We start from the raw sequence: 26,576 nt of genomic DNA on the forward strand, positions 1-26,576 counted from the left end.
ACAAGCAGCGCCGGACCTCATACACGTCGTCCGGCGCTTCAGGTAGAGCGCTCAGAACTTCACGAGGAAGGCGGTGAAGTACATCAGCCCCACGCCCACCGTGAAGCCGCCCAAGTTCGACCAGTTCGCCACGGGGAGGCCGAGTCTGCCGGTGTTGCGCACCACCAGCCGCCCCACCTCCCAGACGACCTGAAGGATGGCCCCCAGGCCCAGCGCCAGGAAGATGGTCGCCAGCACCGGGTTGAACGCGAAGCCCCCGATCCAGGTGCCCAGGATGGCCGGTCCACCCGCCACCAGGGCGAGCAGGGCGAACTGCTTCAGGCCCGGGCTCCGCTTCACCAGCGGCGCGACGATCCCCACACCCTCGGTGATGTTGTGCAGCGTGAAGCCCAGAATCAGGAAGGTGCCCAGCGCCGCTTCCCCCAGCGCGAAGGCCGCCCCGATAGCCAGCCCCTCCCCGAGGTTATGCAGGCCGATGCCGACGGCGATGCGGTAGGACAGGCCGAGGGGGGCCTCGTCCTCCCGGCGCTTGCCCCCGACCGCCAGTAGGGCGCCCACGGCGATCAGGGCGATCAAAGCGACAGCGGGCGCGCCCTGCCAGAACGCGGGGAGTTCAGCTGCGAATTCCTGCGCGTCCAGCCAGGTGCCGATCGCGAGGTAGACCAGCAGGCCCACCGTCAAGGCCAGGATGAAGTTCATGGCGCGCCCACTCAGGCGGCGCATCCAGGGAAACCAGAGCATGCCCAGCACCACCGGCACGACGCCGACGTACAGTCCCACCAGCCCGAAGCGGGCGAAGAGACTGCTGTCCAGCCGGGGCGTGAGGGCCGCCACCGGGATCTCCGCCTCGAAGACGGTGCCGAGGTTGCTGAGAAGCGCCACCCGGTGCGCCTCGCCTTCCACCCAGGGGTAGGGGATGGTCAGCGTGGCCGACCCCAGCCGGGGAATCGGGCCGGGCGGCTCAGCGGTGAACGACCAGAAGGCGTCGTCCACCATGACCTGGGGGATGGTGATGGCCTGCGGGCCGTCGTTGACCAGCTGCACCTGAATCAGGCCGCGCTCGGGCAAGGTGACCCGCCCGATCTTGACCTGCTCGACCGGGGGACCCTGCAAGCTGCGCAGGCCGCCGCCCGTGGCGACCAGGTAGGCCAGCACGGCGCCCAGCAGCAGGATGGGGAGGATGGCGAGGCCCCAGAGGCTGCTCGCGGTGCCGGTGGGGGCGGGCGTGCTCATGCGCGCCTCCCGCCAGCTGTGCTGCCCCCCGTGGCCCGGCGGTCCCATCCGGCATCGACGCCTGCCTCGCGCAGGGCCGCCGCGTAGTTCACCGGCTCGACCACCTGAAAGGACCCCATCCAGCCCAGTTCGGTGAATTCACTGATGTGCGGGTGGAACATGAAGTTCCCGGGATACTTGTAGGTGAATTCCAGGATGCCGCGCTGGCCCTGCGCCTGCATGATGGTGTCCACGATACGGAGGGTCGGTTCCAGGGTGGTGCCGGTGTCGTAGTAGTTGAAGAAGTTGGCGTGCAGGTGAAACGAGTTGATCAGGTCGAACTCCAGGATATTGACCAGGTAGATGCGCACCAGCTCGCCTTTCTTGATCGGGATGGGCCGCCGCGCGAACTCGAAGCCGACGGTGTTCACGGCGTAGACCTCGTTGCCGCCGTCGAAGTTGGTGTCGAAGGCGTTTTGCACCATCACGAACTCGCGGGCCGGGGGGCGGCCGCCTTTGGGATCGACGATAAAGGCGCCGTACATGCCCTTGTGGATGTGCCGTTTCAGGCTGGTGGCGTGGCAGTGGTAGAGGTGGCAGCCGAAAGGTTCGGCGTCGAACTCGTAGACGAAGCGGCCGCCAGGGGGAATCTCCCCCGGTCCCGCGCCGGGCACGCCGTCCATCTCGGCGGGGTGGACGCCGTGGAAGTGAATGGTGTGCGGGTGACTGGTGTGGTTGTTGAAGGTGATGCGCAGCCGGTCCCCCTCGGTGCAGCGCAGGGTGGGGCCGGGCACCCGGCCGTTGTAGGTCCAGGCGGGGAAGAAGACGCCGGGCGCGATCTCGATGTCTTTTTCGAGGGCCGTCATGGTGTATTCGCGCAGGACCTGGCCGCTCGGCAGCCTGCTGACCTGGCCGGTGTCCCAGTCGGTGAGGACTTCCATGGGATCAAAGCCGTTGCGCGCGTGGTCGACCTTCCCGACCATCAGGTTGTTCCCGTGTCCAGCGTGGGCACCACCCTTGACGGGGGGTGTGGGCGTTGCTGGCGTATGGCCTGCCGGATGGGTGGCGGATTGACCGAGCGCGACGCTGCCGACCAGGGCCGCCGCGCTGCCCAGACCCGTCCGCAACACGTCCCGCCGGGACCGCAGAGAGCGTAGCCACGCACTCATGGCTGGCGCTTCCAAGTACCCATCAAGATAAAAATCATCTGAGACATAAACCTATTTTAGTCATGCCTAACAGCTTGTCAAGGTGAGACACAATCTAGGGTGAGGCGGAGCTTCAGCCGGGGCACGTTTCCAGTCTCCTCTCCAGGCAGCACATCGCTTCCCCTCCCCGAATTCCTCCGCTTGCTACGGGTAATTGTTCCGATCTGATCTCATCCACTCGAATTTAGTCTCGGCTAAACTTGCTCAATGACCCGTCTCCCACTCTCGTCCGCAGTCGAGGATTACCTCAAGCACCTGTACCTGCTCGGACAACGGGAGACGGTGAATACCCAAGCCCTTGCTGACGTCCTCGGCGTCACCCCCGCAAGCGTTACCGGGATGCTGCGGCGCCTGCATGAACAAGGTTTGGTGGAACACGCCCCCTACAAGGGCACGCGCCTGACTCCAGAGGGTGAAGCGGCCGCCCTCGAAGTCCTGCGCCACCACCGGCTACTGGAGCTGTACCTGCATCAAGCTTTGGGGTACCCGCTCGACGAGGTGCATGAGGAGGCCGAGCGCCTGGAACACGTCATCAGTGAAACGCTGGAGGCGCGTATGGCGGCTTGGCTCGGCCATCCCGCCTTCGATCCGCATGGCGACCCCATTCCTGGCCTGGACGGCTCTGTGCCCCGAAGGCCGGAAGTCACGCTCACCAGTCTGCCGATCGGCATGGTGGCGCGGATTGTGCGGGTCCCAGGGGACCCCGCACTGCTGAAGGTGCTGATGGAACGCGGCCTGACCCCCGGAAAGGACGTGAGGTTGGTGTCCCGCGATGACGTACTGGGCACCGTGACGGTGCAGGCGAAGGAGACCCTGGTGTTGGCCACGGCGGTGGCGCGTCAGCTTCTCGTGGACGCGCCCGTCCCTGCATGAGCAGTGCAAAGGTACACCTGGACGAACGCATGAACGCCGAAGCCTCGGGGCTCTCCCCGTGACAGGAGACGTACTCTCCTGGCATGACGAGTCCCGACTGCGGCGGCCCCGCGCCCAGACGCGCCAGCACCAACACTACCTGCCTCACGTGCGGCAGCGTTGGCTAGGCCGTCCCGCTCATCACGTTGAAGGCCCTCCTGACCCCAGCCGCCCTCGCCACCCTCGACCCGAAGGCAGAGCACCGCTTCTGTCCAGAGGCCGGATGCCAGACCGTGTACTTCAGTTCCACCCGAGCGTACGGTCAGGCTGACGTGAAGGTCGCCGTCTACCAGAAGGACATCCGCGCCACCACGCACGTCTGCTACTGCTTCGGCTCTACCCGCGCTGACCTCAAGCGTTCACACCGTGAAGGTCAGGCCGCACTTCTCCCGCAAGTGATCCGGGCACACATCCAGGCTGGACGCTGCGGTTGCAAGGTGAACAATCCTCAGGGCAGCTGCTGCCTAGGCAACGTCAACCGCGCACTCAAAGCTCTGCGGGAGGCCCATCAGCCCTGACACCACCGCGTTGCAGGCACCTCAGGATTGCGGCACGTCGCAAGCAGCACTGGCGCTCTTGAGCTTGTCATCAGCAGCGTTCGGGAGGCCATGCTCATGAGTCTTTGAGGCGGTATCAACTCAACCTGGGTCTTGGTTCGTTCCAGGCTTCAACCTCCCACAGCCGATTCTCCACAGACGTGAGCACACGCCAAACATCTGAAACCAGGCTGCCCGCATATGTCCACCTAGAACAGGGACGTCTGGAGGGCTGCTGGAAGCCCTATCCCTGCTGGAGGCCTGAATGAGCAACACCGAACCTGACACCTCTTCCCGCTCGGCAACGTCCCCTTTCCCCCTGGAAAGCCCGCCAGCCCGAGCCCGGCTGGGGGCACAGCTCAATGTGCTGGACGCCCGCCTGATCGGCTGGTGGGCCAGGCACGGCATTACCCTGCTGCGCCTCTCGCTCGGAGTGATTTTCCTGTGGTTCGGGGTGCAGAAGTTTTTTCCGGGCTTGAGCTCCGCAGAAGGGCTGGCCACCCAGACCATCTCCGTCCTGACCTTCGGCGTGCTGGCGCCGGATGTGAGCCTGCCCGTCCTGGCCAGCTGGGAGTGCGCGATTGGCCTGGGCCTGCTGACCGGCCGATTCCTGCGGGTGACGCTGGTGCTGCTGTTCGCGCAGATGGCCGGGACGTTCCTGCCGCTGATGTTTTTTCCGCACCAGACGTTCACGATCATTCCCTGGGTGCCGAACCTGGAAGGGCAGTACATCATCAAGAATCTGGTGCTGGTGTCCGCCGCACTGGTGGTCGGCGCCACCACACGTGGCGGCAAACTCATCGGGGATGCCAAAGCAGCCACCACGGCGGAACAGACGCAGGCGCTGCACCAGAGGTTCCGGCGCCGCTTTCACCGGGAGCCCTGAGCTTCAGAACCACGACCCGCTCTTGATGAAGACAGCTCCAGACGGGCTAAGGGTCCGGGCCTGTGGCGGCGTTTAGGGTAAAGCCACGCGAGTCCTGGTGGCGTTCGCGGAAAGGGGTTGCATGCATCACCGTCCGTTGGGCAAGACTGGTATTGAAGTTTCCGAGATCGGGTTCGGCGCCTGGGCCATCGGCGGCGACGCCTGGGGGCCGGTCGAGGATCAGGCCTCGCTGCGGGCGATGGAACGTGCCCTGGACCTCGGCGTCACCTTTATCGATACCGCCGACGTGTACGGGGACGGCCACAGCGAAACTCTCGTGGCGAAGGTCCTCAAAGGTCGCCGTGATCAGGTAGTCGTTGCGACCAAAGGTGGCCTGATGGGGCACCACCGCGACCCGAACCGCGAACCTGTTTATGACCGCCCCGAAAAGATCGTCCGCGCGTTCGAGGACAGCCTGCGCCGCCTGGGGACCGACTACATCGACGTGTACTTCGACCACATCTGGTGGAACGACCCCCGGGAGACAGAAGCGTTCATCACCGCCTTCGCCCACCTCAAACGGGAAGGGCTGGTGCGGGCGGTGGGGGTATCGACCGACGACTTCGACTACGTTCGGCAGTTCAACCGGGACGGCACCCTTGACGTCGTTCAGCTGGACTACAGTCTGCTCAACCGCCAGGCGGAGCAGCACATCCTGCCGTACTGTCAGGAGCAGGGGATCGGCGTAGTGGTGCGCGGCCCACTCTCGAAGGGGATGCTGACCGGGAAATTCACGTCTCAAACGCAGTTCCCCGAGGGAGATGTTCGCCACAACTGGCCGCAGGAAGACTGGTACGGGTCGCAGCTCGATCAGGTAGAACAACTGCGTGTTCTGTCGTCGCGGGAACGCTCTCTGGGTCAGCTGGCTTTGCGTTTCGTGCTGAACCACCCGGCGGTGTCCGTGGCCATCCCGGGGGCGAAGACGCCCGAGCAGGTGGAGCAGAACGTCGCTGCTTCCACCCGGTCCCTCCTTACGGAGGACGACGTCCTGTTGATCGAGACCGTCACTTCCGGAAGGTCCACATGATCCGGGGGCGCACGATTCCTGCGGAGGCCTTGGCCGGTCGGGTGGCACTGGTAACAGGAGCCAACAGTGGTTTGGGGCGAGCGACCGCTCTGGGTTTCATACGCGCGGGCGCAGCTGTGACGCTGCTGGCCCACAGTGAAGTGAACCTCCGGCGGGTCGCCAGGGAAGTCGAGGCGCCCGGGCGGCGTGTGCTCGTCTGTTCCAATTAAGTACACCGCATCTAGCTCATAGACTTAGGCATGGCCCGTCCTGTTCGGCGTATCGAAATTTCTCAAGACGACGACACTCGACTCCGGGAACTTGAGACCAGTCCACACACTCACCCGAAGGCCCGCCTTCGGGCGAGCATCTTGCGGCTTCACCGACAGGGCTGGAGCGTTCCCCAACTGTCAAAGCACTTTGGTCGCAATCGTCAGGCAATTCACAACGACCTGACTCGTTTCATCGAGCGCGGGATTCCTGGTTTAGCCGACGATTGCCCACCAGGACAACTCCCGCTGGTCACACCGGAGATAGAGCAGTTTCTGCATAAGAAACTGCAAGAACAGCGCTTCTGGAACGCTCCACTGCTGTGCGAGGAAATCGAGAAGCAGTTTCGGGTCGTGATTCGACCTCGCGCACTGGCGAATCATCTCCGACGGCTGGGGTACAGCTGGAAGCGGGCCAGATATTCACCTGCGAAGAAGCTCGACCGTGAAGTCGCACAGCAACATCAGGTTTCCCTGGAAACCTTAAAAAGGGGGCGTTGGACGGCAAGTTGACCTTGAAATACCTCGATCAGACTGGCCTTTCCCTGATGTTGTCCGTGGGCGCGACCTGGTTTCAGCGTGGCTCCGGGCAACAATTCGAGATTCCCACGCGGTGGGGATCGTCTGGACGGATCAACCTCATCGGCACCTACGGCTTGCACGGCAGTGAAGACGTTCTGGAAGTCCGCGAGTTGCCAGGGTCTTGCAACGGTGATCAGGTGATCGCTTACCTGGACACTTTGGCAGCGGACTGCGTTCCTGATCAGCTCACAGTCGTCGTGCTGGACAACGCTCCCTTTCACAAGGGAGCGAAGCTGAGGGAAAAGACCGCAGAGTGGGAGGAGAAGGGATTGTACCTGCGTTACCTCCCACCCTATGCGCCTTTTCTCAATCTCATTGAGGGAGTATGGCGCAAGCTCAAGGGCATCCTGATGCCGCGCCGCTGTTACACCTCGGTCACCGAACTTCGGGCGGCCCTTCTCACCGGGCTGAAGGTTCTGGGGGCAAGGTTTATCTAGATGCTAGATGCGGTGTACTTAACTTGTCAGACAGTCCGGCTGTCATGGCGGCCGTCAAGTAGGGCACAAAAGCCCTCGGGCGGCTGGACATCCTGGAACAATGCTGCCACCAACGTTCCTGGACCGGTGGTCCACCTCACTGTGGAGGACTGGGACCAGGTACCCAGTGTGGACCTGCGTGCACCATTTTTGTTCGCCAAGGCGGCGTTTCCCCACCTGCAGCGGGGAGGCGGCGGCACCATCGTCAATGTTTCCTCAGTGGCGGGCAAGCGCGGCTGGGCCTGAGGACGCCCAGCCCTTCTGACGTGCGCCCCCCAGGGTCTTTCACTCTGGGGGCATGCCCACTCCAGTTCCAGCCCTCTTTCCTTTCAAGCGAATCTATCCCCCCAGGGCGTTGTTCGCCAGATTCCGGAAACGTTGGAGTTCCTTGCTCGACGGGTACGCCTTCAGTGCACGCTGCGTCAGCGCCAGTGTCTTCTCGTGCTCGCCTGCCTGAGTCCACGCTTCAAACGCCTCCTGGCGGTACAGGTAGTAAAGGGTCGGCACCCCGAGTTGCACCGCCCGGTCAAACTGGCCCGCGGCCACCTTCACGTTCCCCAACCGCAGGTTGGCCTTGGCCAGCCCCCACCAGGCATATGGGTCATTCGGGCGGGCCTTGACGTCCTGCTCCCCGTGCAGCTTCGCGTGCTGCCAGTTCGCGGTCAGGTCAAAGTCCTCGCCGAGCGCTTCACGCACCAGGCCTTCCTTCGAGGGGGGGTACGCGACCAGGTACTCGCCGTTGTAGTAGTTCCACAGGTCCTGCATCTCCGCGGTCGACAGGTTCAGGGAGGGTCCCCGGAGAGGATCACTCACCAGGAAGCGTCCGGCGCTGTACCCGTAGACCGTGCGGAAGTGCGCGACATTGCTGCCCGCCTTCAAGCGCTGTTGCACCACCACGGGCAGGCCGCGGGACACCAGCTCGCGCAGCAGTTCTGCGTCCCCGGCGTAGCGGATGACGCTGCGCAGCCCGAAGCGGCCCAGGTAGGCGGCAAGTTCCAGACTGGTGACCTGCGGATCTCCCGGGGAGTCCTTCATGGCGCCCGCCGCCTGCGCTTGCGTGACCCGCGTTCCGTAGTAGCCGAGAAGGGTCAGCGAGGTCACGGGCGCGCAGTTGTCGGGCCCCTGGTACTCATGGCGAATGTTCTTCAACGTGACGCTCGCCGGTGCCGCAGCGGCTGATCCCCCCAGCACCGCGAACGCCAGCGAACAGATGAGGAGCGGTCGAATGGACATGAGTCATCTTGCTGGGCCTCTGTAAAGAACGTGTAAAACACCGCGCCCATCGCCTGAAGGTCCGCATCCGGACTGAGGGTGGAACCGTCTGGAGCAGGCGTGATGTGCAGGAGTACGCCTCGGCTGTCTGGACGGGTGCCTGGCTCCCGCGCTCCTCACCCTTGTCAGGGGGAGGGAGACCGCTCGGCCTGCGGGCCGACGGCGTACAGCGAGAGCAGGCTGGACATCACGTCCCGGAAGATCGGCGCGGCCAACTGCGAGCCCTGAAATTCGCGTTTGGCGCCGCGCACCATCACGGCGACCGTGAATCTCGGCTGGTCCGCCGGGAAGAACCCCGCGAAGGTGCTGGAAAACACCTCACCGCTGTACCGCCCGTCCACCACCACCTGGGCCGTCCCGGTTTTCCCGCCCACGTGGTAGCCCGGCAGTTCCGCCCGGGTCTGGATGCCCTCGTCGATCACGAAGTGCAGCATCTCCCGCATGCTGGCCGCCGTCGCCTCCCTCAGCACCGTCCGGGTCTCCGCTGGCGCGCCGAGGACCAGGCTGGGCGCCACGTACCGCCCGCCGTTCGCCATCACGTTGAAAGCGGCCGCCAGTTGCAAAGTCGTGACCGTCATGCCTTGACCGAAGGACATGGTCGCCTGGGACAGCGGCTCCCAGGCCTCAGGATCCCGCAGAAGCCCGTCCCCGGCAGGCAGTCCGACCTTTACCGGCTGCCCGAAGCCGTAGGCCGTGAAGTAGCGGTGCAGCAGCTGGGGCGGCACGTTCTCGACCAATCGCGTCATGCCGACGTTGCTGGAGTACCGCAGAATCTGCCGCGTCTTCAGCTGGCCCGGGTGGGCCACGATGTCGTTGATGGTCGCGCCCGCGAAGCGGCGCCACATCGGGGTGTCGTACGTGGAGTCCGGCGTGGTGCGGCCCTCGTTGAGCAGCGCCGCCACCGTGAGGGCTTTGATGACGCTGCCCGGCTCGTACTCGTCCAGCGCCGCGCGGTTGCGCCAGCGGTCCGGCGGCACCTGTCGCCAGGCGTTGACGTCGAAGCCCGGCACGGAAGCCAGGGCCGTCAGCTTCCCGGTCCGGGTCTCCATCACCACGGCCGACGCGTACTGGGCGTCCGTGCGGGCCACGGCGTCTGCCAGAATCGCCTCCACGGCGGCCTGCACCCGCGTGTCCAGCGTGAGGGTCAACGGCTCGCCGCGCTCCAGCTGGGCGTTGTAGAGGCGCTCCAGACCTTCCAGGCCGCCGGCCGCACCGACAAACCCGACGACCTGCGCGGCCAGGGCGCCCTGCGGGTACCGGCGTTGCGGCAGGGGTCCGGTCGCCAGAATCCGGGCATCTGCGCTCAGGACTTTCGCGCGGCCGGTGCTGACGGGCTGAGTGGGCGCCGAACGGGGAGGCGCGGTGAGCTGGGCGAGCGCCATCGCCAGGGCGGCGAAGGACAGCAGTCCCAGGAAGGCGAGAATGCTCGCCCGGCGGGCCAATTGATAATCGCTGTCATGGAAAAATTTGTGTCGCACGGCAGAAAGGGGTTCTCCAGGAACGGGGGGCGGCAGGCCGTACTCAGGGCGCCGAAGAGGGCGGGGGATCATCCATGTCGGTCATGTTCCCGTGGTCCATGCCGGACATCGACGGCACGCTGGGATCCGCCGCACGGTCCAGCAGGACGTCGGTCAGCCACACGCCGCCCAGGACGCTGGCCAGCACCAGGACAAGGCCCAGCCAGAATTCCAGGGCGGCCCGCCGGGAGGGGGGGGGCGTCATCACGCGCCCCCTGGGGAGACGACTGGAACGGGGAGCAGCGGAAAGCAGGTGGGCAGCATGTCAAGCCTCCGCGCGCAGCCTAGAAAGGGTGTGTTCATGTTGTGTAAAGGTGCTTTACCGGACCTGAACACACCTCCCTTAGCGTGGGCGCCGTGACCCACCACCTGTTCTCCCAGGCCTGGGCGGCTCGGCTGCCCGCCGGGCTGGAGAGCGGGCTGAGCGGGGCCGCGCTCGCCCTGCTGCTCCTGCCTGCGATGCCGGGTGTGCTCGCCCCACTGCCCCTGGCCGTGCTGCATTCCCGGTTGGCGCGCAGTGAGGGCGGGCGGAGCGCGCTGCGCGACGCGTTCACGTTCGCGCTGAGCTTTTTCACGGTGCACCTGGCGTGGCTCCCCACCAGCATGGCGGATGTGCTGGGACCCCTCGGGGGCCTGCTCACCGTGCTGGTTCTGCCCGCCGCCGCCCTCACCTGGGCGGTCCCCCTGGCCCTGACCCGCCTGGCCGGCGGCCCCGGCACCCTGCTGGCCCTCCCATTCGCCTGGGTGCTGCTGGAAGCGCTGCGGACCACCGGGCCTCTCGCCTTCCCGTGGGGTGCCCCCGGGTACGCGCTCACGGACACGCCCCTCGCGCAGCTCGCCTCCCTGGGTGGGGTGTCCCTCCTGACCCTGCTCGTGACCTTCGCAGCAAGCGTCCTGGCGGGTCTGGGCGGCAGGAGGCGCGGTGCGGCCGCCTTGATCCTGCTGGCCGTCTGGAGCGCGGGGCTTCTCTGGGCCAGGCTGGGCACCCGCGCGGCCCCTGAGGCCTCCCGCACGGCCGTGCTCGTGCAGGGGGCCATCGACCCCCGCGTCAAAGCTCGGGGGCGGACCCTGGAGGAACTGGACGTCTACCTCACCCTCACCCGGCAGGCGCTGAGCTCCGGACCCGCGGCTGTGGTGGTGTGGCCGGAGACCGCCAGCCCCCTTCCGGCGTCTGACGCCCGGGTGCGTGGTCCGTTGCGGCGCTTGAATGTGCCGATGCTGCTCGGCGCACCGGGTGACGTGCCGGGTGAGGTGCGCAACAGTGCGTACGGGTTTGATGAGCGCGTGACCGGCCGCCAGGACAAGCGCGTCCTGGTCCCCTTCGGGGAGCGCCTGCCTCTCGCTGGAGTGCTGGGTTTCCTCTACACACCGCTGCTCAACAGCCTGGGAATGCCCGGGTACACCAGCGCCACCCCCGGGAAGAGGCTGAGCGTGTTCCCGTTGGGGGACCTGCGCGCTGGCGTGAGCATCTGTTACGAGTCGGTGTTCCCGGGGCTGAGCCGCCAGGCCGTTGGGGCAGGCGCGAACCTGCTGGTCGTGATCTCCAATGACGCCTGGTTCGGGCGCGGACAGGGCGCCGAGCAGCACTTTCAGATGGGCCGAGTGAGGGCCATCGAGACCGGCCGCTTCCTGCTGCGGGCCGGGAACGATGGCGTGAGCGCCGTGGTGGACCCACGGGGCCAGGTCGTGTTCCGTGCCCCGCGGGGAGAGCGCGCAGCGTACCGGGTCCCCTTCGGCGTAACGTCCACTGTCACGCCGTTCGTGCGCTCCGGCGACTGGGTCCTGGGCGTAAGTTTCGCGTTTCTGCTCCTGGTCCTCTGCTGCCGCAGGTCGGCCCGGTCCGGGCCGTAAGAGTCCCCGTCCTGTTCCAGTTCAGCCACGCTCACCCCTGGACTTGACCGAGGGAGGCGACTGGAGCAGGGGCGCATGCGTCGGCTGACCGGTGGGCTGGCGCCGGAATTCACCCTTCCCCGCCGCTGCGGGTCTAGACTGAACGTACTTCCATAACGAAAGGCCTTCAGTTCGGCAGGGAAAGGGCCACTTTCGTGGCTGGCACGCTTCTGAGGGCGTCTGGCCGGGAGCAGGAGGACCCATGCTGGCCAAGACTGCACCCCTCGCCGTCCTGACGTTCGCGCTGGTGGCCTGCTCGCCCCAGCCCGCCCCGCCTGCCCAGCCCACCACCATCCAACTGCTCGACGTCTCGGACTGGCACGCGCAACTCGATCCGCTGACGGTGGGCAGCGGCACCAGCGCCTATGAGGTGGGGGGCGCGGCGGTGCTCAGCGCCTACTTCAAACGGGACCGCGCGCAAAACCCGAACACCCTGACCCTCACAGGTGGAGACGCCTACGGCGCGTCCCCGCCCCTGTCGAGCTTCTTTGGTGAGGTGCCTGCCATCGAAGCGATGAACGCCATGGGCTTCGACGCGGACACCTTCGGGAACCACAACTTTGACCGGGGCATCGCGGCCCTTCAAACCCTGATTGACAAGGCCAAATTCTCGTATGTCTCGGCCAACCTGAGGAATCTCGACGCGAACCTGAACAAGGTGCTGCCGTTCAAAATCTTCACGGTGGGTGGGGTCAAGGTGGCGGTGGTGGGACTGACCAACCCGGAAGCGCCGACCCTGGTCGCGCCCGGCGCGCTGGGCACCCTCCAGGTCACGGACCCGGTCGCTGCGGCGACCCAGGCGCGGGCTGCGGCAAGGAGCCAGGGGGCTCAGGTGTTCGTGGCGATCACCCACCTGGGCGTGACCACCCAGGATCCGGCCACGCAAACGGCCACTGGCCCCCTGATTGACTTTGCCAAGAGCGTCCGCGGCTACGATGTGATCTTCGGCGACCACACCAACGAGCAGTTCAGCGGCTTCGTCGGCGACGCCCTGGTCGTGGAAAACCTCAGCAAAGGTGCCACCTACGCGAAGGTGAACGTCACGTACGACCCCAGGGTCCGCCGCGTGACGGAGCGCACCAACACCTTCGTGGTGCCGCGTGCGGACGCCGTGACCCCCGACCCGGCGGTCGTGCAGGTGCTGGCGCCTTACCGCGCGCAGCTGGCGCAGCAGCTCGACCGCAAGATTGGGGTGGCCACCGACGTCTTCCCGCGCGGCAGCAACGTCGAGCGCCTCCAGGAAGTGGCGCTGGGGAACCTGATCGCCGACGCGTTTCGGGCGCGGTACGGGACCCAGCTGGCCATCCAGAATGGGGGGAGCATCCGCAGTTCGTTGCCGTCCAGTTACGCCCCGCAGGACAAGACGCTGCGCCGACCCGCCCCCGGGTACCAGCCGGGACCGCCCCATGATCTGGTGGCGGGAGACGTCTACAGTGTGTTGCCTTTCGGGAACACCGTCGTGACGCGCACCGTGACCGGGGTCCAACTGTATGCGGCGCTGGAGAACAGCGTCTCGGCGCTGCCCGGAGCCAGCGGCCGCTTCTTGCAGGTGTCGGGGTTCTCATTCACGTACGACGTGAGCAGGCCCGTGGGTTCGCGCGTCGTCAACGTTACCCTCGACGGCGGCATGCCCATCCTGAAAGACGCCACGACCTACACCCTGGCGTTGAGTGACTTCACCAACAGTGGCGGCGACGAATACACCATGTTTGCCGACGGGCAGGGCACCACCCGGGAACTGGACGCGCAGGTGGTCCTCGAGTACATCCAGCAGCTTGGCACGGTCACGCCGGTGGTCGGACAGCGCATCCGGGCCGTTACCGGCAACTGACCTGGACATACCGAGCGGAGGGGCCTTGGTGCGGCTCCACATGGCATTCACTCAACCAGCGCTGAGCGGAACGGTCCAGCGGAAGCGGCTGCCCTGCCCAGGATGCGAAGTGACGGTCAGGTCACCGTGCATGGCCCGTGCCAGGCCGCGTGCGATGGTGAGACCCACTCCACTGCCCTCCCCCCGGGTGCGGGCGGTGTCCGCGCGGAAAAACCGTTCGAACACGCGGTCGAGGTGGTCAGGTGCGATGCCGCTGCCCGTGTCCGCGACGCAGACCACGGCCCGGTGGTCGTGGGTTTCCACCGTGACCCACACGGTGCCCCCGCGCGGGGTGTGGCGCAAGGCGTTGCTCAGGAGATTGGCGAGCACCTGCTGGGCACGTTCCGGGTCGGCCCGCACGGTCAGGTCGTGGGGAACGGTGCCCAGCTGAAGGGTGACGTTCTGGTCCTCGAAGGCCAGCTGAAACCGCTCCTGGGCGGCAGCGAGCACCTCCACCAGCCGCAGTTCCGTGACGTGCAGCTCGACCCGGCCAGCCTCCACCCGGCTGACCAGGCTGAGGTCATGAACCAGGCGTTCCAGGGTGGCCAGCTCCCGCGCCACGCTGCCCAGGGCCTGTTCCGCCGACAGGATGCCGTCCTGCGCGGCCTCGACGTACCCGCGCGCCGCGGTCGCTGGTGTCCGCAGCTCATGGGCGACGTTCCCGATCAGCTCCACCCGGCTCTGTTCCACCCGTTCGAGGGTCCCGGCCATGGTGTTGAAGCTGCGCGCCAAGTCCGCCAGTTCGTCCTGCCCGTTTTCCGGCAGGCGGCGCACGTACTCGCCACTGGCGATCGCCTGACTCCCAGCCTGAAGGACCCGCACGGAGGCCGTAACGCGCTGGGCAGCGATCCAGGCGGTCAGGGCCGCCAGGGGCAACGCCACCGGCAGGGCAGCCAGCAGCGCCCGCGTCAGCGTGCCCCGCATGCCTCCGGCCAGATCGGCCCGCATCCTTCCGCCGTCCGGGCCGATCAGCCGGATCATCTCGTCCACGTGATGCTGGATAAACGGGTGCGCGGTCAGTTCGGCGGCCATCAGCAGCACCGCAGCCGTGACGGCCACCACCACCAGGTGGTGCAGCAGCAGGCGGGGAAAGAGCCGCACTCAGTCCTCCCGGAACCGGTACCCCAGGCCACGCACGGTCTCGATGAAGCCCGGCGCGTCCGCGTCGTCGCCGAGCTTGCGGCGGATGGCAGTGATGTGCACGTCGACGACCCGCGTGACGCCGGGGTATTCCGGACCCCAGACGCGTTCCATCAACCGTTCACGCGACCAGATCAATCCCGGATGCTGCGCGAGGGTGGCGAGCAGATCGTATTCTGTGCGCGACAACGCGAGCGGCTGGCCGTGCAGGGTGGCGCTGCGGCCCTGGAGGTCGAGCAGCAATGGGCCAGACTGGACCTGCTCGCGGACCCCCACCCGCCGCAGCAGTGCGCGTACCCGGGCCACCACCTCACGCGGACTGAACGGCTTCACGACGTAATCGTCCGCCCCGGCATTCAGGCCTTCCAGGCGGTCCTCGACTTCTCCTTTGGCGGTGAGCAGCAACACTGGCAGCTGAGGATATTCCCGGCGGGCGTGGCTGGTGAGTTCAACGCCGGTCATGCCGGGCAGCATCCAGTCGATGATCGCCACGTCGGCCCGCGCCAGCCGCGGCAGGGCCGCCAGCCCGTCGTCCTCCGCCTCGACCGTGTGGCCTTCCGCCCGCAGGTACGCCGTGAGGATCTCCAGAATCGCCGGGTCGTCGTCCACGATCAGCACGGTGGCCATCAGGCCTCCGTGCGCCCGAAGAACCGGGGTTCAGCGGGTCCCGGCATATCCACCCGAGCAGGCCGCGCCGCGCTCCGGAGTCGTCGGCCCCTGTTCGTAGCGGTCCACGAATGCCTGAATCCGGGAGTCGCCGACCTCAGACACGGGAAGCTGGAAGCCCCAAGCGGTGAGCACGATGGCGCTTTCCTGCCCACTGTGCGGGGACACGAGGACATGCGTGCGGCCCTCGGCCAGACCGGCCAGCGTCTCGACGTCGGCCGCGCTGAGCGTGGGCTGATACGTGATCCATACCGCCCCGTGCTCGAGGCTGTGCACGGCGTACTCGTCGTACAGCGGTGACGTATACACGCCGCAGTTCTGCCAGGTGGAATTGTGCGCGCCGCCCGCCGGAGGCGTCTCGTTGTAGACCAGCCGACCTGCCCGGTGGTCACCGGCTTCGAAGGTGAACGTCTGCACCCCTTCCAGATTTTTCGAGGTGCAGGCCGCCAGCATGATGGGGAGGGTGAGGCAGAGCAGTGGGCGGACGGAGGGAAGCAATCTCATGGGTGCTCCAGGGAGGTAGGCGTCGTGAGGGGAGGCAGGGTTGCAGCCTTACCCCGCGTATCGGGCCGGTTGCGAATCCGCAGCAGCATCAGGATGCTGACGATGATCAGCGGCACGCTGATGAGGTGCGTGTCGGTCCACAGGCCGATGCCGGGCGCGTCCAGGCCCTGGTTCAGGTAGGACTTGATCGCCAGCGGATTGAGGCGGAAGGTTTCCTCTGCTCCGGCGCGCAGGATGGAGTACCACAGCCAGAACTGCCAGAACGCCCAGCCCGCCTTGCGCGACCTCAGCCAGAAGTACGCCGCGACGCTCAGGATGATGCCGATAAACACGCCGTACAGCTGCGTGAAATGAACGGGCGCGGTCATCACCAGTTGCCCGCCGATCTCCTGGCAGTAGCGCGAGAGGTCCATGTCGGGGTTGGGGTTGGGGATGCACATGCCCTCGTGAAAGGCGCGGGCGCTGTCCGGCCAGCGGTAGCCGACCGGCCACCCGGTCACCCGGCCCACCGTATCGGTGCCGTTCATGATGTTGCCGATGCGCCCGCCGATGATCCCGAAGGCCACGCCCGGCACGAACAGGTCCGCGTACTGGTAGAAATTGAGCTTGTAGCGCCGGGTGTAGTAGATCAGCACCAGGATGCCGCCGATCAGCCCCCCGTGAATCGAGATGCCGCCCTGGCGCAGGTTGACGATGTCGAGCAGGATGCGCGGAAAGGGAATGTTGGCGAACTGTTCCCAGGAGGTCGCCACGAACACGATGCGGGCGCCTACCAGTCCCCAGACGATCGCCCACAGCACCATGTCGCTGAAGAGGTCCACGTTGAGGCCGCGCTCGCGGGCCAGCCGGGTTCCGATCCACACGCCCAGGACGATGCCCAGCGTGATCAGCACGCCGTACCAGGCAATCGTGAAATTGCCGATCTGCAAAAAGACAGGATCCATGCCACCTCCAGTGCCCGGACCGGATGCGACCTGGCTGTGGTTGAGGGTATGTCCCGCTTGTTAAGCTGGTGTAAAGGTCAGCCTGAGTTCAATTGCCTGAAGTGCGCCGTGGGCACGTCGGGTGACCTCCGGTGCGGCCGAAGCGGTTTACAGAATATTTACAGGCCCCCGGTATGTTGGGGCCATGAAACGGAACCCGATGTTGATGGTGGGAGCAGGAATGGTGCTGGCTGGCGCGGCCGTCGCGCAGGGCAGCATGGGCGGGATGGACCACAGCCAGATGTCCGGCAGCACGATGACCGGCATGACCATGAAGATGGACATGAGCGGTCTCGAAAAACTTCAAGGGAAAGCCTTCGACCGCGCGTTTCTCAGCATGATGGTCCCGCACCACCAGATGGCCGTGGACATGTCGAAGGCCGTGCTTCCCAAGAGCAAGGACGTGACGGTCAAAACCTGGGCCAACGCCGTCATCAAGGATCAGAACCGCGAGATCAACCAGATGAACACGCTCCTCAAGAGCTACGGGGGCAGCAATGCCGCCATGGCCAACATGATGAAGAGCAGCATGAGCGGGATGGCTGATATGGTGACGAAAGCGAAGAACCCGGATGTGGCGTACGTGCAGGGCATGCTGCCCCATCACGCGTCCGCCATCGAGATGGCGAATATGGCGCTCGAGAAGACCAGTGATCCGCGCGTGCTCAAGCTGGCCCGGGACATCGTCCGGGCCCAGGCTCAGGAGATGTACGATTTCCGCACCTGGCTGATGAAGCGCGGCTTGTAAATTTCTCCCACGACGCCCATGCCCTGACCAGCGGGGCATGGGCGTTTTTGATGTTTCAAAGCCTCCTCCCGGCGGAATGCCGCAGCCCTTGCGAGCTGGCGCCTGAACTTTACCCAATCTTTACAAGACTCCAGCATGCTGCTCGACATTCATGCGAGTGCCTTTTATTGCGACCCTGGCTCTGACCTGGCTCAGCCTGGCGGCCGCCGCCACCGTCACTGTCCAGCCGGGCGATACGCTCACGCGCTTGGCGGTCCGCCACGGCACCACCGTGAACGCCCTGATTCAGGCCAATCCCAGTCTGCGTCAGGGCCTGCTCAAGGCAGGCGCACGGTTGACCTTGCCGGGGGCTGTCGGCAGCTGGACGGTACGCCGCGGCGACACGCTCTCCACCGTCGCCCAGCGTCAAGGCATCACGCTGGCGGCGTTGCTCTCCGCCAACCGTGGCCTTGATCCTCAGGCACCCCTCCAGGTCGGCCAGAAGCTTGCGCTGCCGTCCACGAGATCCGCCGCGCGTCAGCCAGCCACCCCGACCGTGCGTGCTGCGGCCATTCGGGTCACGGCCGTGATGCCAGTGCAGGGCCGCCTGACCACGCCCTTTCTTGCCAGCCACCCGAGTCTGGACCTGGCCGCCCCGACCGGGACGCCTATCCGGGCTGCACGACCGGGCGTGGTCACGGAGTCTCATTTCGACAGTCAGAGCGGCTGGGGTTGGACTGTCCTCGTCGACCACGGCGACGGGATGACCACCCGTTACAGCCACAACAGCGCCAACCTGGCCCGGGTGGGGACTCGCGTGGAAGCTGGTCAGGTGATTGCGCGGGTGGGCAGTACCGGGAACAGTACCGGCCCACACCTGGACTACCGGGTCACGGTGCAGGGAACGCCTGTCAACCCTCTGAGTTTGTACTGAACATCTGCGGGCCTCACCCAGGAGAAGAGTGTGTCCCTGGTAGGGCACACCCGGAGTGGATGACGCCGCAAGACCTGACCGGCGGGACGCCTGGAGGGAGGCCTGGTGATGCGGCTCTTCCGCTGAATACCGCAGGCTTACAAAAAGGTCCGCGTCTGCGCTTGAAGGTGCAGCGTGAGAACTGCCGGGCGCTCATCCGCGCCCTCTCTGTCCATCCCCGGCACGGCCTGCCTTCTCCGCCCGGGAGAAGCTGAGCATGCCACTCTCTCGCGTCATGGACGGATCTCCCGCCTCCTGGCTCCGGGGTGGGAGATGGCTACTCCTGGCGGCGGTGCTGTGCAGGGGGATGTTGCGCACTCGGCGGGTGGCCGTACAACGCCCGCATCCCGCCCATACCCAGCCTGGGCGTGGGGGCCGTGCCGTTGGTGCAACTTGCCCCCTTGAACCTCGTTCGCCACTCCGGTCTGTCCCCCGCGGCCCGACACCTAAGTGGCGGCCCTGGCCTAGAACGAGAGGCACGTTGCCCATCCGGGCGAGGCCTCAGGAGAACAGGCGGGGCGGGGCCCCCGAAGCCCCGCAGCCACCGCTGCGCTCTGCCGCGTCCCCATCTCCATCAGAGCAGCCAGGAAACGAAGGTGTCGTACAGCCCCGCCAGGACGAACACGGCCCCGGCCAGCGGTGTGGCCAGCTGGTGGACGCGCCCGAGACCACCGACATACGTCTGCTGCTCGCTGGCCGAGGCGCCGGGCAGGAACGCGACCAGGACGAGCAGGGGAAGCGTCATCCCCAGCACGAACGCGACCGGGTACAGTGCGCCCAGCGGCGCAGTGAGCATCAGCGGGAGGGTGAGACCGAAGTAGAGCAGGAAGAGCGTCGGGCAGAACGCGAGGCTCAAGGCCAGACCCAGGAGGAACGCACCCAGCGTGCCGCGTCCCACGCGGGCGCGTTCCTCCAGCCGCCCCGCGAGGCGCGTTCCTAGGGTGAAGCGGAGGCGAACCACGCCCACCATCACCAGGCCCACGAGGAACATCAGCGGGCCCAGCACCCGCCGAACGCCCGTGAAGAAGTGGCCGGAGGCGGTCATGCTGCCGCCGAAGGCGTATACAGCCACGGCGCCCAGCACAAGGTATACCAGCACGCGCGCCCCCACGAAGGCCAGGCTGCGCGGCCACACCCCCCCGGCGTGCCCGTCCCGCGCGACGTACGCGAGGGTCGCCGCACCTGTCGAAAGCTGGCAGGGGGCGGTGGCGGCCAGCAGGCCCAGCAAGAACGGCGTGAGCAGCGAGGCACCCGTCCGTGCTCGCAGGGCCGTGACGGGGCCTGCCAGGGCGGCATTCAGGGTGCCGCTCAGCCGGTACAGGTCGAGGGCCACTTCCCGCAGGACCGGGAAGGCGGCTGGCCACGCGAGGAGGAGCGCGGCGACGAGGGTGCCTGCCGCGGCGAGCTGCCAGCGCGGCGTCACTGGCTCCAAGTCTTTCCCCCGTCCGCCGAGCGGTACACCGCGCCGCTTTCACCGGCGGCATACAGCCTCGTCTCGTCCCGGGGGTCGGTGGTGACCAGCAGCGCGCCTTCAGGCAGCCCCAGGTTCGTCCAGCTCGCGCCCCGGTCCTCCGAACGCGCCACACCGGCGGGACCAGCAAGATAGACGTTCCCGCTCACAGGATGAACGTCGAGGCCGGAACCGGCGGCCCGCGGCGCGGCTCCGGCACGTCGCCAGGTCGTGCCGCCATCCGAAACGGTCAGCCCCTCCCCCATGCTGAGGGCATAAAGCCGTGGGATCTCCCCCAGGCCTGCCGCGAGCGCCATCGCGCCCGCCGTGGCCGGGGAAACGAAGCGCCAGTCCTGCCCGTTCTCGGCGCGGTAGAGGCCCTGCCCGGCGATATTCGCGTACCACACGCTCGGCCGACTCGGCAGGGTCACGAACCCGTGGATGTCCGTGCCCGGCAGATTCCCGAATCCGGTCTCCTGCCAGGTCTGCCCGCCGTCCCGGCTGACCTTCAGCACGTCGTGCCCGGCCATCACCAGGGTGCCGGGCATCGCAGGGACAAGCGACATGGCGTCTCCGGCACCGTTGGCAGCGCCCCAGGTCCTTCCGCCGTCCGCGCTGACCGAAACGCCCGCGTGCTCCCCATACAATAGGCGGCCATCTGGGAGGACCCGCAGGGCGTGGAAGTCGCCGCTCAGCCGCCCCGCGGCCTGAGCCGGAGTGCCCTGCGTCTGCCACCACAGCGCGCCGCCCAGCACGGCCGCGGTCAGCAGGGCCACGGGCAACGCAGCGCGGCACCAATGCCGAGCGTTCGTCGTCATGTCACGCGCTCCCGGCCAGCCCCGGAGCAGACGCAGGGGCCTGGGGCGGCGCGGCGTGTCTGATCCACAGCATCGAGAGCGGGCACGCGGCGGCCAGCAAGAAGGGCAGCGCCGCCACAGGAGTTACGGAGAACACCGTCCAGCACAATGTCACGGCGATGGTGAGGCCCAGGGCGACCTCCCAGTCCAAGCACATTCCCAAAGGTTTCACGGACTTCACCATAGAGAAGGTCTGTTCAGTTTCGGTAAAGCCGGGGGCCAGCCGGAGGACGGAGGCCCGCTCCTCCGGATTCCGGTTCAGCGGTCGGCCCTCCCGGGCGGCTCAGCGGGCTGCACTCGGCTCAGGGGCGTCTTGCCCAGCGCGGTCCGCAAAAAGCTGCTCCACCACCTCTACGCGCACGTCCGCGGAGATGACGCCCCGCCTCCCCAGGGCGGCTTCCAAGTTCGCCTCGACGCTCCCCGGGAGAAAGAGGTGCAGCCGGGCGTTTACCGTGTCGCCCTGGGCTACCGCGCGCTCTTCATGCCAATGACCTGTCCCGTGGCGCTGGCAGCGTCCCTGCACCATGAGTACCCCAGGTCAGCCTGGTCTTCCCGGGCTACTGGGGGTCCTGGGACGACCGAAGGCTCGAGCAACAGCATGTGCGGCTTTGCACAAGTTTTACACACCCGCCCTAGCATGACGTCGGACCTAGGACGGCACGCGAGAACGGCAGGAGCCGGATTGCCTTCACGCCGTCCCGGTTTTCCGGAGGAAGCCATGTCTACTCGTATGCTGCAAGTCGTTCCGCTGTTGGGGTTGTTCCTGGGCGTGTCCACCGCGACCACCCTGGGCGGAGGAGGGGCGCCGAATGTGCGCGGAAGTGTCTGGGTCGCGAATGAGACGACAGGGAGCCTGACGGTGATCGACGCCGCCACCCGGCGCGTCCAGGCCACCCTGAGCGGGGTGCCCTCGCCCCACAACGTTCAGCTCGCTCCCGACGGCAAGAGCGTCTGGGCCGTGCTGGGCGAGCAGGGGCGGGCGGTCAAGATTGACGCGGCCAGCTACCGGCTGCTGGGCAGCGTCCCGACCGGGGCGTCTCCTGCCCACGTCATCGTCAGCCCTGACGGAAAGCGCGCATACGTCACGAATGGCGAGGACGGCACCGTCACCATCATCGACGCCGCCACGCTTCAGCCCCTGGCGACCGTGAAGGTGGGGGCGCACCCGCACGGCCTGCGCCCCAGCCCGGACGGGCGGTGGGTCCTCGTGGCGAACACCGGCGGGAACAGCGTGAGCTGGATCGACGCCCGGACGTCCCGTACGGTCGCGGAGCTTCCGGTCGGCCGCGCCCCGGCGCAGGTCGCGTTTGCGCCGAACGGCCAGACGGCGTATGTCACGCTCCGCGACGAGAACGCGGTGGCCAGGATCGACGTCGCCACCCGGAAGGTCCTCGGGAAGGTGCGGGTGGGTCCCGGGCCGATTCAGCTCACCGTGACCCCGGACAACCGCTTCGTCCTGGCGGCCAACCAGGGCACCCCGGAGCGCCCCGGCCAGACCCTGTCGGTCATCGACGCTGCGAAGTTCAGCGTGGTGGCGGACGTCGCAACCGGTGCGGGTGCCCACGGCGTGACGGTGGACCCCACTGGGCGCTTCGCGTACGTCACCAACACTTACGCCAATACCCTCGCGGTGGTCGACCTGGCGACCCTCCGCACCGTCGCGCGGGTGCCGACCGGTGGGGGGCCGAACGGGGTGAGCTTCTCGACGCTCGCCCCGGCTCCGGGAGGCGTCCGTGACCTGGGCCTGGGTCAGATGGAGATGGCGCCAAGTCCCGGCGGAGAGGAACACGACAGCCACCACTGAAAGGGTGCCCACCGCCAACCCGTTGGTCCGGCCGCCTCGTTGTCTCCCTCCCGGACCCCAGAAACTCCAGGAGAAGCCATGATGCCCTCAAGATCAGGAAACTCCGCGCACTGCAACGCCTCGCCACCCAGGAAGGGCTGTTCGTGATGACGGCCCTCGACCACCGCGGGTCGCGGCAGCGCATGATCGACTCCCAGCACCCGGAGGCGGTGGTCGCCGCCCGCCTTACCGGGTACAAGCTGGACCTCAACCGTGCCCTGGCCCCGGTGTCCAGCACGGTGCTGCTGGACCCAGTCTACGGGGACAGGGCGGCGCAGGACATCGCCTCGGGTGCGTTACCCCGGGACAAGGGCCTGCTGGTCGGCGCGCAGGCCACCAAGTACAACGACGACCACGGAACGCGGCACACCGAGTTCCTCCCAGGCTGGAGCGTGCAGCGTGTCCCCCGGATGGGCGCGGACGCGGCGAAGCTGCTGGTGTCCTCCCGCCCTGGCCGGGAGGACGCGGCGGCGCTCCAGCGGGAGGTGGCCGAGTTTCCCACCGACCCACGCTTCGAGCAGGACGAGGGCCGCATGCGCGAGGCATCCAGCGCCCCACACGCCTTGCCGAGCGCACCGTGGATCCTGCTGTGGGGCGGCGTGCCCTTCGAGGTGCCCGCCTGCCAGGTGCAGATCGCGGCCCAGGACGGCGCGTCCGGCTTCCTGGCAAGACGCGCCGCGTGGCAGGAAACGATGGGTGCCTGGGATGGGCGTGCGCGCCAGCACTGGCTCGGCACAGTGGGGACCGGGCGGGTGCGCCAGCTCGCGGACCTGGCCGGGGCGTTCGGCCGTCCATCGTGGCGCAGGTGGGGGGCTGAGCCCGGCCGCCACGTGAGCGGCGATGAGCCTTGGTACGCCCGCTCCGGGGCCAAGGGCGCGGAAGTAGGTCCTGAACCTGTGGCTCCACACGCCCGACACACCTCGGGAGCCCCGGCAGCTGCTCGCCAGGTGGCCCGGACCTCCGGCCGCACACAGACGGGAAACCCGGTGTTCAGCGCAGCTTCAGCCGCAAGGCCGGGCCAGCTTGGCCCGGCTGCCCAGGCTGGATTCGGATGGCACGCTACCTCTGGTGTTCTGGAAAGGGAGGACAGCATGACTGTATCGACGGGGAAAGTTCGGGTGGCCGTCAACGGTTACGGCGTGATCGGCAAGCGCGTTGCGGACGCGGTCAGCGCGCAGGATGACATGGAACTCGTGGGCGTGGCAGACGTGGTATCGGACTACCGCATTCGTGTGGCGGTCGAGCGCGGGTACCCAGTGTACGCCAGCGTTCCGGAAAGGTCGGGCGAGATGCAGGCCGCCGGGGTGCCCGTGGCCGGAACGCTCCAGGAACTACTGGCGCAGGTGGAGGTGGTGGTGGACTGCGCCCCCAAGAAGGTCGCGGCTGCCAACCAGGCCGCGTACCGGGCGGCGGGCGTCAAGGCGATCTGGCAGGGGGGGGAGAAGCACGAACTGGCGGGGTACTCGTTCGTGGCGCAGGTGAATTACGCGGGGGCGCTGAACCGGGACTCCGCGCGGGTGGTGTCCTGCAACACCACCGCCCTCAGCCGGATCAGCCACGCCCTGCACGGACGCGGCCTGGCCAGACGCGTGCGGGCCGTACTGATGCGGTGCGCGACCGACCCGTGGGAATCGCACCGGAACGGCATGATCAACACGGCCATCCCGGAAACGAAGGTGCCCAGCCATCAGGGCCCGGACGCCCAGACGGTGATCCCGGGGCTGGACATCACCACCCTGGCCGGGGCGGGCCCCTACAACCTCAGCCACCTGCACTTCGCCATGATCGAGACGACGCGCCCGGTGGACGTGGACGAGCTGCGCGCGATTCTTCTGGACACGCCGCGCGTGGCGCTGGTGCGTGCGGCGGATGGCCTGGAGGCGCTCAACAGTGTGATGGAGTTGATGCGCGACCTCCGGCGCCCCCGCGGCGACATGTGGGAGGTGGCGGTGTGGGAGGACGCCCTGGCCAGCGACGGGCGCGAGGTGTACCTCACCTTCCAGGTGCACAACGAGGCCATCGTGATTCCCGAGAACGTGGACTGCATCCGTGCGCTCAGCGGCCTCGAACCCGACGCGGCGGTGTCCATCGCGAAGACCGACGCCAGTCTGGGCATCACCCGCCACTTTCTGCCCTCGACCCGGCCGCCGCACGTGACGCCGGGTGAAGGAACGCCCGCCGGTTTCAAGGGGGCTGAAGAGCCGACGGCCCCGGTGACGGATGAACAGGTCTTGGCAGCGGGGAGGCACCTGAATGCTGGCGATCCCCTACGCGAACGGGACACTGGGTTCTCCATGCTGGAGGTGGGACTTCTGCGACGGCGCTCTGGTTTCGTCTGCTCTCCACGAGTGCGCTCGCTGGGGCCAGCATGAGCGCGCCCGTCACGGGTTCGACGTGGGCTCTGCAACCGATGCCCAGATAAGCCACGTTGCACGAAGTCAAAGCACTTGGGCCGCAAGATCACGGTTCAGGACCAAGCTGCTTATGAGGCGTTGCGCACTCTGCGAATTCAGCAGCAATCGCTGGAATGGAAGGAACCGTGTCAGTCGCCGTTCGTGCCCATGGGGCACGAACCGATCGGTACCGCGGGAAGCCAAGTTGCGCGTTCAGGGCATGGCCGTTGCTGCGGGCATCAACTTGCGGCGCGTGTATGCATGGTGGCAGGGGGTGCCGAGAGCGACCACCCGCACAGCCCAGTTTGCCCGCCTGCCACTCCCCGCCTGACTTCGCCAACGCCTAATCCAGCCGTTACTTCAGGAAGTCCTGCTGGAGGTAGGCCGGGTTCGGGTAGGTGTAAAAGCCCTCACCCGTGGCGATGCCCAGCTTGCCCCGGTCGATGTACTGCTCCTTGAGGTACTGCGCCACCGCCCCGCGCCCCTCGTCGCCCTGAGCCGCCGCCGCCATGTTGATGTTGTACGGCGTCGTCAGGCCGATCACGTCCAGAATGGCAAAGGGTCCCCGTGGCGCACCGGTCGCCACCATCCAGGTCTTGTCCACCGTGTGTGGATCGGCGACCCCCTTCACGACCAGTTCCAGGGCTGCCCCCAGCAGCGGCACCAGCAAGGTATTGAGGATGTACCCTGGCTGCTCCTTGTGCAGCGGCAGCGCGACCATGCCGATGTCTTTGGCGAAAGCCACCACCTGATCGAATACGGCGTCGTCGGTTCTCGGGGTCCGCATGATCTCCGCCGTGTTGTTCACCCAGATCTGGTTGGCAAAGTGCAGGGCCAGGAACCGCTCGGGTCGCCCGGTGGCCTCCATCAGGTTACTGGGCAGCAGGGTCGAGGTGTTGGTCGCGAAGATGGTGTCCAGGTCGGCGATCGCGCCGAGCTTCTGGTAGAAGTCCCGCTTGAGGTCGATGACTTCCGGGATGGCCTCGATCACCAGCTCCACGCCGCGCACCGCCTCGCCCAGGTCGGTGAAAAACGACAGGCGGCCCTGCGCGGCCTGGGTCTGTTCGGGCGTGGCCTGGATGTCCTGCTGATACCGCTCCTGCAAGCCCTGCATCGTGGCCCTGGCCCGGGTGATGGCCTCGTCGTTGATGTCATAGACGCGCACGTCGAAGCCGTGGAAGGCGGTCTGAAAGGCGATTTGCGAACCCAGCACTCCACTGCCACACACCGCGACGGTCCTGATGGTCATGTTCAACACTCCTGGCTGCGGAGCAGCGAAGCAACAGCAGCCTTCCGTTCCGTTGCCTCTAAATCGTACCCCAGGCTCCCGGTCATGGGCCTCCGTCAGGGAAGCGATACCGTGGG

General features: G+C 66.9%; 27 protein-coding genes and 1 pseudogene. 15 read left to right on the top strand and 13 right to left on the bottom strand.

The genetic code is table 11. The features are described 5' to 3' along the window. Positions 1 to 51 precede the first annotated feature (51 nt). A complete protein-coding gene (locus V3W47_RS08760; RefSeq protein ID WP_331824820.1) occupies positions 52 to 1,233 on the bottom strand; it encodes a ZIP family metal transporter in 1,182 nt (393 codons plus the stop codon). Next, positions 1,230 to 2,381: a multicopper oxidase domain-containing protein gene (locus tag V3W47_RS08765; protein WP_331824821.1), complete on the bottom strand. Its 1,152-nt coding sequence runs from the start codon at positions 2,379 to 2,381 to the stop codon at positions 1,230 to 1,232. The genes V3W47_RS08760 and V3W47_RS08765 overlap by 4 nt, the downstream gene beginning before the upstream one ends. Before the next feature lie 246 nt (positions 2,382 to 2,627). Between V3W47_RS08765 and V3W47_RS08770 the strand changes: the two genes are divergently transcribed. The 8 genes from V3W47_RS08770 (at position 2,628) to V3W47_RS08805 (ending at position 7,372) form a co-directional block, all read left to right on the top strand. Beyond that, a complete protein-coding gene (locus V3W47_RS08770; RefSeq protein ID WP_331824822.1) occupies positions 2,628 to 3,293 on the top strand; it encodes a metal-dependent transcriptional regulator in 666 nt (221 codons plus the stop codon). A gap of 179 nt (positions 3,294 to 3,472) precedes the next feature. Beyond that, a complete protein-coding gene (locus V3W47_RS08775) occupies positions 3,473 to 3,850 on the top strand; it encodes a (2Fe-2S)-binding protein (RefSeq protein ID WP_331824859.1) in 378 nt (125 codons plus the stop codon). A gap of 283 nt (positions 3,851 to 4,133) precedes the next feature. Next, the gene (locus V3W47_RS08780) at positions 4,134 to 4,754 is read left to right on the top strand and encodes a DoxX family protein (protein ID WP_331824823.1); all 621 of its coding nucleotides are present in this window, start codon (positions 4,134 to 4,136) and stop codon (positions 4,752 to 4,754) included. A gap of 121 nt (positions 4,755 to 4,875) precedes the next feature. Next, positions 4,876 to 5,820, top strand: a complete 945-nt coding sequence (locus V3W47_RS08785) for an aldo/keto reductase (RefSeq protein WP_331824824.1) — start codon at positions 4,876 to 4,878, stop codon at positions 5,818 to 5,820. Then, complete coding sequence (locus tag V3W47_RS08790; protein ID WP_331824825.1) at positions 5,817 to 6,029, top strand: SDR family NAD(P)-dependent oxidoreductase; 213 nt, start codon at positions 5,817 to 5,819, stop codon at positions 6,027 to 6,029. Before V3W47_RS08785 ends, V3W47_RS08790 begins: the two co-directional genes overlap by 4 nt. Before the next feature lie 30 nt (positions 6,030 to 6,059). Continuing rightward, positions 6,060 to 6,581 (top strand): winged helix-turn-helix domain-containing protein, encoded by a 522-nt coding sequence (locus V3W47_RS08795; protein WP_331824826.1) that lies wholly within the window; start codon positions 6,060 to 6,062, stop codon positions 6,579 to 6,581. Further along, a complete protein-coding gene (locus V3W47_RS08800) occupies positions 6,578 to 7,087 on the top strand; it encodes an IS630 family transposase (protein ID WP_331824827.1) in 510 nt (169 codons plus the stop codon). Before V3W47_RS08795 ends, V3W47_RS08800 begins: the two co-directional genes overlap by 4 nt. Continuing rightward, positions 7,088 to 7,372: an SDR family NAD(P)-dependent oxidoreductase gene (locus V3W47_RS08805; protein WP_331824828.1), complete on the top strand. Its 285-nt coding sequence runs from the start codon at positions 7,088 to 7,090 to the stop codon at positions 7,370 to 7,372. Between the two features lie 93 nt (positions 7,373 to 7,465). On the opposite strand, the gene V3W47_RS08810 is transcribed toward V3W47_RS08805, so the two are convergent. The 3 genes from V3W47_RS08810 to V3W47_RS08820 form a co-directional block, all read right to left on the bottom strand. Next, the gene (locus tag V3W47_RS08810) at positions 7,466 to 8,359 is read right to left on the bottom strand and encodes a C39 family peptidase (protein WP_331824829.1); all 894 of its coding nucleotides are present in this window, start codon (positions 8,357 to 8,359) and stop codon (positions 7,466 to 7,468) included. 164 nt (positions 8,360 to 8,523) lie between these two features. Next, complete coding sequence (locus tag V3W47_RS08815) at positions 8,524 to 9,876, bottom strand: peptidoglycan D,D-transpeptidase FtsI family protein (RefSeq protein ID WP_331824830.1); 1,353 nt, start codon at positions 9,874 to 9,876, stop codon at positions 8,524 to 8,526. A 43-nt stretch (positions 9,877 to 9,919) separates the two neighbouring features. Next, complete coding sequence (locus V3W47_RS08820; RefSeq protein WP_331824831.1) at positions 9,920 to 10,120, bottom strand: hypothetical protein; 201 nt, start codon at positions 10,118 to 10,120, stop codon at positions 9,920 to 9,922. Between the two features lie 152 nt (positions 10,121 to 10,272). On the opposite strand from V3W47_RS08820, the gene lnt reads away from it, so the two are divergent. Then, positions 10,273 to 11,766 (top strand): apolipoprotein N-acyltransferase, encoded by a 1,494-nt coding sequence (gene lnt / locus V3W47_RS08825; protein WP_331824832.1) that lies wholly within the window; start codon positions 10,273 to 10,275, stop codon positions 11,764 to 11,766. A gap of 241 nt (positions 11,767 to 12,007) precedes the next feature. Next, entirely contained in the window at positions 12,008 to 13,636 is a 1,629-nt protein-coding gene (locus tag V3W47_RS08830) for a bifunctional metallophosphatase/5'-nucleotidase (protein ID WP_331824833.1), read from the top strand. Between the two features lie 51 nt (positions 13,637 to 13,687). On the opposite strand, the gene V3W47_RS08835 is transcribed toward V3W47_RS08830, so the two are convergent. From V3W47_RS08835 to lgt, 4 genes are read right to left on the bottom strand one after another with little or no spacing between them, the layout of a single operon-like run. Further along, positions 13,688 to 14,776, bottom strand: a complete 1,089-nt coding sequence (locus V3W47_RS08835) for a HAMP domain-containing sensor histidine kinase (RefSeq protein ID WP_331824834.1) — start codon at positions 14,774 to 14,776, stop codon at positions 13,688 to 13,690. Further along, complete coding sequence (locus V3W47_RS08840; RefSeq protein ID WP_331824835.1) at positions 14,777 to 15,442, bottom strand: response regulator transcription factor; 666 nt, start codon at positions 15,440 to 15,442, stop codon at positions 14,777 to 14,779. A 30-nt stretch (positions 15,443 to 15,472) separates the two neighbouring features. Next, the gene (locus V3W47_RS08845) at positions 15,473 to 15,985 is read right to left on the bottom strand and encodes a thioredoxin-like domain-containing protein (protein ID WP_331824836.1); all 513 of its coding nucleotides are present in this window, start codon (positions 15,983 to 15,985) and stop codon (positions 15,473 to 15,475) included. After that, entirely contained in the window at positions 15,982 to 16,929 is a 948-nt protein-coding gene (lgt, locus tag V3W47_RS08850) for a prolipoprotein diacylglyceryl transferase (protein WP_331824837.1), read from the bottom strand. Before lgt ends, V3W47_RS08845 begins: the two co-directional genes overlap by 4 nt. 184 nt (positions 16,930 to 17,113) lie before the next feature. Here lgt and V3W47_RS08855 point away from each other — a divergent pair, with 184 nt between their 5' ends. Together V3W47_RS08855 and V3W47_RS08860 are read left to right on the top strand one after the other, a co-directional pair. Then, positions 17,114 to 17,716, top strand: coding sequence for a DUF305 domain-containing protein (locus V3W47_RS08855; protein ID WP_331824838.1), 603 nt, complete (start codon positions 17,114 to 17,116; stop codon positions 17,714 to 17,716). 151 nt (positions 17,717 to 17,867) lie between these two features. After that, positions 17,868 to 18,629 carry a LysM peptidoglycan-binding domain-containing M23 family metallopeptidase gene (locus tag V3W47_RS08860; protein ID WP_331824839.1) on the top strand — a complete coding sequence of 254 codons (762 nt, stop codon included), beginning with the start codon at positions 17,868 to 17,870 and terminating at the stop codon, positions 18,627 to 18,629. 613 nt (positions 18,630 to 19,242) lie between these two features. On the opposite strand, the gene V3W47_RS08865 is transcribed toward V3W47_RS08860, so the two are convergent. The 3 genes from V3W47_RS08865 to V3W47_RS08875 are packed head-to-tail and all read right to left on the bottom strand — an operon-like array spanning position 19,243 to position 21,147. After that, positions 19,243 to 20,091: an urease accessory protein UreH domain-containing protein gene (locus tag V3W47_RS08865; protein ID WP_331824860.1), complete on the bottom strand. Its 849-nt coding sequence runs from the start codon at positions 20,089 to 20,091 to the stop codon at positions 19,243 to 19,245. Continuing rightward, the gene (locus tag V3W47_RS08870; RefSeq protein ID WP_331824840.1) at positions 20,088 to 20,936 is read right to left on the bottom strand and encodes a WD40/YVTN/BNR-like repeat-containing protein; all 849 of its coding nucleotides are present in this window, start codon (positions 20,934 to 20,936) and stop codon (positions 20,088 to 20,090) included. Before V3W47_RS08870 ends, V3W47_RS08865 begins: the two co-directional genes overlap by 4 nt. A gap of 1 nt (position 20,937) precedes the next feature. Next, on the bottom strand, positions 20,938 to 21,147 hold the full coding sequence (locus V3W47_RS08875) for a hypothetical protein (RefSeq protein WP_331824841.1): 210 nt from the start codon (positions 21,145 to 21,147) through the stop codon (positions 20,938 to 20,940). Between the two features lie 546 nt (positions 21,148 to 21,693). Here V3W47_RS08875 and V3W47_RS08880 point away from each other — a divergent pair. The 3 genes and pseudogenes from V3W47_RS08880 to V3W47_RS19695 all read left to right on the top strand — a co-directional run. Further along, positions 21,694 to 22,779 carry a YVTN family beta-propeller repeat protein gene (locus V3W47_RS08880; RefSeq protein ID WP_331824842.1) on the top strand — a complete coding sequence of 362 codons (1,086 nt, stop codon included), beginning with the start codon at positions 21,694 to 21,696 and terminating at the stop codon, positions 22,777 to 22,779. Between the two features lie 182 nt (positions 22,780 to 22,961). Continuing rightward, entirely contained in the window at positions 22,962 to 25,190 is a 2,229-nt protein-coding gene (locus V3W47_RS19740) for a type II glyceraldehyde-3-phosphate dehydrogenase (RefSeq protein WP_503623866.1), read from the top strand. A gap of 30 nt (positions 25,191 to 25,220) precedes the next feature. Continuing rightward, a pseudogene (locus tag V3W47_RS19695) lies at positions 25,221 to 25,670 on the top strand (hypothetical protein); the annotation flags it as partial. Here the strand turns inward: V3W47_RS19695 and V3W47_RS08895 are convergent. Continuing rightward, the gene (locus V3W47_RS08895; RefSeq protein ID WP_331824845.1) at positions 25,567 to 26,460 is read right to left on the bottom strand and encodes a 3-hydroxyacyl-CoA dehydrogenase; all 894 of its coding nucleotides are present in this window, start codon (positions 26,458 to 26,460) and stop codon (positions 25,567 to 25,569) included. The pseudogene V3W47_RS19695 and the gene V3W47_RS08895 overlap by 104 nt on opposite strands. Positions 26,461 to 26,576 lie beyond the last annotated feature (116 nt).

The organism is Deinococcus sp. YIM 134068 (assembly GCF_036543075.1).
Lineage (GTDB): Bacteria > Deinococcota > Deinococci > Deinococcales > Deinococcaceae > Deinococcus > Deinococcus lichenicola.